The following is a 4923-nucleotide window of genomic DNA, read 5'->3' as shown; positions in this document are numbered from 1 at the left end:
CCTTGTCCTGATTTAAATTTAATTCACTATAAAAAAGCAAAAAAGGTCGTCTGAAAAATTTCAGACGACCTGGGTTTGTTAGGAAAATTGAAAATTTCTGATATCGGTATAAATAAGGTTGCCAATTAAAAAGGTTAGTGGGTATCAGACTAAATTTGTGTGTGAGGAAGTGGTGATGAATCGATGCGGACCGTATTTAGTTAGTGATATAAGGGATTTTTAGAAATGAATGAGAAAAGCAGGCTGTCAGCCCCATTTTTGCCAAATCAATATCTGGGAAGATTGGGTTAGGATTTTCAATGATGAAATTTTATTATTTGGCTATCAGTCATCACATTCCATGTGGGGTTGGGTTTTACAATAATTATCTATTGCCAGAGGAGTTGCTCCCCTCCTTCCAACTGAACGATTTTAAAGCGGAATATGGTTCTCTTTCTTGGTATGCGGGGATAAATCGAAAACGTAAAAAAATTATACTTCCTGACAACCTTGTTTTAATCTCTAATTTAAGGGAATATGATTATCCGGTACGTAGCTTATCTGAATACACTTATATCATTACCCAAGAATTTATGCGCTGTTTAGAAGGAATGAAGACGAATATTTTACAAATAAAACCTGTAAAATATATGAATGGGAAAACAAAAAATATCATATCAAATCGTTTTTATTATGTGATGACAACAGATAAGTTAAAAATAGAAGATGTTGTAAATCTGAAAGAATGTGAATATGAGCAGGTTTATGGAGTTGATGAATTACTCAAAATGAGCATTTTGGATAATTGTGATTACGATTTATTTGATATTAAACATGAGACTAAATGTTCTTTGATTGTTTCGGAAAAATTTCGACAAAAGGCTAATGATTTGAAGTTGGAGTATCTGGAATTTCTGCCTGTTGAGTTGACAAGGTTAATCACATCCAAGGAATGGATGGCTACGGAGATAAATTCTTTGCCTAGATATACCCCTGTTTAATAAATTTTATATGTATTGTTTGGTACTCAAAAAAGGTTGTGAAAAGGTCGTCTGAAAACAAATTTTGGGGTTTCAGACGACCTTTTGTGCAATTAATAGCGATTGTAGAAAACAACTTGATCGACGGGAAAATGAATTGGAACTGATAAAGCCAAAGTAGGATTGGTAAACAAAAAAGCCTGAACATTATGTTTAGGCTTTTGAAATTTGGCTCCCCGACCTGGGCTCGAACCAGGGACCTGCGGATTAACAGTCCGTCGCTCTACCGACTGAGCTATCGGGGAATGGGGTGCATTATATCGTCTGAAAAAAAAGTGTCAATATTATTTTTCAGATGGAGCGTAGTAATATTACAAATAGTTGAATGTTAAAAGTATTTATTTTGTGAATAGTTGTGTTTGAAACCAATAGGGCGCAAATGGCAACAGGCGTGGTTGGCCTGTCGGAATGCTATTTTGTCTAATATTTGGCGTTGACAAGTTTGCCGTTGCGGAACTCTTGGTGTTGCATTACTGCGCCGTTATAGGCGTATGTGGTGAGTGAACCATCGCTTGGAGTAGCGAGGAATTGCATCAGTTGGCTGCGGCTTAAGGTATAGGGGTCTGTCCGCTTCCGGCTGTTGTCGCTGTAAAAATCTTGTACGGTATATTGATCGCCTCGTTTGTTTTTCAGTTGACGGTAGTAACCGCCCTTGACGGCGCTGTTGCTGGGATTGCCGTGTGTATCGAAATAAGTCACGATTTGTTCGTCAATAATATTGATGCCGCCTGTATTGTTTGGGGCGGTTTTATTTTTGTCTAAGGTAATCGGGATGTTGACGGAAGTGCCGAGTCCGACATGGTGTCCGATACCGGTTCCTATGCCTAAACCGATGGACATGCCAGGCGTGCCGGCGGTGCAGGCGCAGAGTGTGGAAGAGAGAAGGATGAGGGGAATTGAGGGTTTCATGGCATTTCCTCGCTATGGGTATGAACCTGATTGCAGACGGTAACGGAAAGGCGTGGTTTTGCCTCGGATGGGCAATAATGTTATGAAAATAAAACCATATATGGTGACTTTTCTTATTGAATTATATCGTTTTTATTCGGTGGAGGACGTTAGCTTTGATTAAGGTGGGAGAAAGAAGCATTAAGGCTGTATGGATAATAAGGATATCGGCGTATGGCGGTATGAAGTCGGGAAAATCTGCGATATAGCATATATATAGTGTAGAATGCTGTTCAGACGACCCTTCAGACGGATTTTTCTGCAAAGTAAAAAGGTTAAGAATATTTGGATATTCGCTCCCTATTTAATCGATAACGGATTCTGGAAAAAACAATGAAAACCTTGAAATTTACCAAAATGCACGGTTTGGGCAATGATTTTATGGTGGTAAACGGTATCGGGCAGGATTTTGATCCGCTGACTGCGCCGCTTGCCGAATGGTCCGACCGTTTTAGAGGGGTGGGCTTCGATCAGTTGCTGTTGGTGGAAAAGCCGTCTTCCGATGCGGTGGATTTCCGTTATCGTATATTCAATGCGGACGGCAGCGAGGTGGAGCAGTGTGGCAACGGTGCGCGCTGTTTTGCCCGATTTGTGGCGGATAAAGGTTTGACTGATAAAAAGGAAATTTTGGTGGAAACGGCTAAGGGTGTGATTATTCCCAAGCTGTTGGACAATGGTTTGGTGACCGTGAATATGGGTAAACCGCGCTTTACGTCGTCTGAAATTCCGTTTGTACCGGTTCCTGACGAAGCGGATGATGCTTTGACGCATATGGTGATGGTCGGTTTGGAGACAGTGCAGGTCAGTTGTGTGAATATGGGCAATCCTCATGCTGTAATCGTGGTCGAGGATGTTCAGACTGCGCCCGTGGCTCATTGGGGTGAAGCGATTGAATCGCACGAACAGTTTCCGGAACGTGTCAACGTCGGCTTTATGCAGATTGTCGATAGGGAATCTATCCGCCTGCGCGTATTTGAACGCGGTGTGGGTGAAACTCAGGCTTGCGGTACGGGGGCTTGTGCGGCTGTGGTTGCGGGCGTCCGTTTGGGGCTGCTGGCAGAAGGCGTGCCTGTGAAGGTTTCGCTGCCGGGCGGGGATTTGTTTATTACTTGGTCGCATGATGAGGACATTTTGATGACCGGTCCTGTTCAAACGGTTTTTGAAGGCGAGTTGCAGTATTCATGATTTGGACGAATTTGGATTTTCTCGCCGTTGTTGCTTATGGACTGGTGTTTTTTGGATTGATTTTTCGTGCCGAAATGTTCCAGTGGTTTTGGGCTTCGGTTGTTTTATGGTTGGGTGTGTCGATTTTGGGAGCGCAGCTTTTGCCGGGAATGTGGGGGATTACCCATGTCGGTCCGTTGTTTGTCCCGCATTTTTATCTGACTTTTGCCAGCGTGTTTTTCTTTGCTTTTCATTGGAAAAAGCAGGCGGATACTGATTTTTGGCAGGCGGATTTGCAGCATCCGTTTTTGAGCGTGTTTGCCGTCAGCAATGTATTGATGACTTTGGCTTTTGTGTCGATTGCCGCGATATTGTATTTTCTGATGCCGGGCCGTTCTTTGGCTTTTACGTTTCCGGCTTTGTTGAAACTGTACGCGCTCAAGCCTGTTTATTGGTTTGTTTTGCAGTTTGTCATGATGGAGGTTTTTTATCTGCACCGCAGAAGTATTGCCAAGCAGTCGCCGGCGGTGTTCAGTAAAGCGCAACTCAGACTGGGCTGGCTGATGGCTTTGGTCATGCAGACTTTAGTCACGGGGGCGATAGTCGGAGAAATCGGACTTCATTAGGGCGCATCAAGCCAAACAACCAAAAGTTATAAATAAAGAAACATTCGATATTGGTTTTTCAGACGACCTGTCTTTAATATACAGGTCATATCACATCAAAATCTGGAGTAGAAAATGAAGATTGCAAACAGCATCACCGAGCTGATCGGCAACACCCCGTTGGTCAAATTAAACCGTCTGACTGAAGGTTTGAAAGCCGAAATCGCCGTCAAACTGGAATTTTTCAATCCCGGCAGCAGCGTGAAAGACCGCATCGCCGAAGCGATGGTTGAAGCCGCCGAAAAAGCGGGCAAAATCGGTAAGGATACCGTAATTGTGGAAGCGACCAGCGGCAATACGGGTATCGGTTTGGCAATGGTGTGCGCGGCACGCGGCTACAAGCTGGCAATCACGATGCCTGAAAGCATGAGTAAAGAACGCAAAATGCTGTTGCGTGCGTTCGGTGCTGAATTGATTTTGACACCCGCGTCCGAAGGTATGGCAGGGGCGATTGCAAAAGCACAAGCCTTGGTGGACGAACATCCCGATACTTATTTCATGCCGCGCCAATTCGATAACGAGGCGAACCCGCAAATCCACCGCGAAACGACCGCCGAAGAAATTTGGCGCGATACTGACGGTAAAGTTGATATTTTTGTGGCGGGTGTCGGTACGGGCGGTACGGTTACCGGCGTGGGCGAAGTGTTGAAAAAATACAAACCCGAAGTCAAAGTCGTTGCCGTCGAGCCTGAAGCTTCTCCGGTTTTGAGCGGTGGTGAAAAAGGTCCACACCCGATTCAAGGTATTGGCGCCGGCTTTATCCCTACCGTGTTGAATACCAAGGTATATGACAGCGTTTCCCAAGTTCCGAACGAAGCAGCGTTTGAAACTGCCCGCGCGATGGCGGAAAAAGAAGGTATTTTGGTCGGTATTTCTTCCGGTGCGGCAGTATGGAGCGCGCTGCAGCTTGCCAAACAGCCTGAAAATGAAGGCAAACTGATTGTCGTGCTGCTGCCTTCTTATGGCGAACGCTATCTTTCTACGCCTCTGTTTGCCGATTTGGCATAATAGGGTTGGGAGAAAATAAGTGATAAAAAAGACCGCTTCGGCGGTCTTTTTTGCGGTCTTGCGGCATGGTGTGGCGCAAAAATGGATTTATAGTGGATTAACTTTAAATCAGGACAAGG

General features: G+C 44.5%; 5 protein-coding genes and 1 tRNA gene. 4 read left to right on the top strand and 2 right to left on the bottom strand.

What is annotated here, in order from left to right; genetic code table 11:
• Positions 1-299: 299 nt before the first annotated feature.
• The gene (locus HMPREF3050_RS11565) at positions 300-980 is read left to right on the top strand and encodes a hypothetical protein (RefSeq protein WP_070774886.1); all 681 of its coding nucleotides are present in this window, start codon (positions 300-302) and stop codon (positions 978-980) included.
• A 208-nt stretch (positions 981-1188) separates the two neighbouring features.
• Here the strand turns inward: HMPREF3050_RS11565 and HMPREF3050_RS11560 are convergent.
• Together HMPREF3050_RS11560 and HMPREF3050_RS11555 are read right to left on the bottom strand one after the other, a co-directional pair.
• Positions 1189-1264: transfer RNA gene (locus HMPREF3050_RS11560), tRNA-Asn, on the bottom strand.
• A gap of 175 nt (positions 1265-1439) precedes the next feature.
• The gene (locus HMPREF3050_RS11555) at positions 1440-1928 is read right to left on the bottom strand and encodes a NemA protein (RefSeq protein WP_070774885.1); all 489 of its coding nucleotides are present in this window, start codon (positions 1926-1928) and stop codon (positions 1440-1442) included.
• 372 nt (positions 1929-2300) lie between these two features.
• Here HMPREF3050_RS11555 and dapF point away from each other — a divergent pair, with 372 nt between their 5' ends.
• From dapF to cysK, 3 genes are all read left to right on the top strand, one after another.
• The gene (gene dapF, locus HMPREF3050_RS11550; protein ID WP_070774884.1) at positions 2301-3152 is read left to right on the top strand and encodes a diaminopimelate epimerase; all 852 of its coding nucleotides are present in this window, start codon (positions 2301-2303) and stop codon (positions 3150-3152) included.
• Positions 3149-3757: a hypothetical protein gene (locus HMPREF3050_RS11545; protein ID WP_070774883.1), complete on the top strand. Its 609-nt coding sequence runs from the start codon at positions 3149-3151 to the stop codon at positions 3755-3757. Before dapF ends, HMPREF3050_RS11545 begins: the two co-directional genes overlap by 4 nt.
• Before the next feature lie 114 nt (positions 3758-3871).
• Entirely contained in the window at positions 3872-4804 is a 933-nt protein-coding gene (gene cysK, locus HMPREF3050_RS11540) for a cysteine synthase A (RefSeq protein WP_003755570.1), read from the top strand.
• Positions 4805-4923: the final 119 nt, after the last annotated feature.

This window comes from Neisseria sp. HMSC065D04 (assembly GCF_001815675.1).
Taxonomy (GTDB): Bacteria; Pseudomonadota; Gammaproteobacteria; order Burkholderiales; family Neisseriaceae; genus Neisseria.
This window is presented reverse-complemented; position numbering and strand designations above follow the sequence as displayed.

What these genes read in the sequence shown, in the direction of transcription:
- HMPREF3050_RS11565 (WP_070774886.1), top strand. Translation starts at nt 300, where the DNA reads ATGATGAAATTTTATTATTTGGCTATCAGTCATCACATTCCATGTGGG.
- HMPREF3050_RS11555 (WP_070774885.1), bottom strand. Translation starts at nt 1,928, where the DNA reads ATGAAACCCTCAATTCCCCTCATCCTTCTCTCTTCCACACTCTGCGCC.
- dapF (WP_070774884.1), top strand. Translation starts at nt 2,301, where the DNA reads ATGAAAACCTTGAAATTTACCAAAATGCACGGTTTGGGCAATGATTTT.
- HMPREF3050_RS11545 (WP_070774883.1), top strand. Translation starts at nt 3,149, where the DNA reads ATGATTTGGACGAATTTGGATTTTCTCGCCGTTGTTGCTTATGGACTG.
- cysK (WP_003755570.1), top strand. Translation starts at nt 3,872, where the DNA reads ATGAAGATTGCAAACAGCATCACCGAGCTGATCGGCAACACCCCGTTG.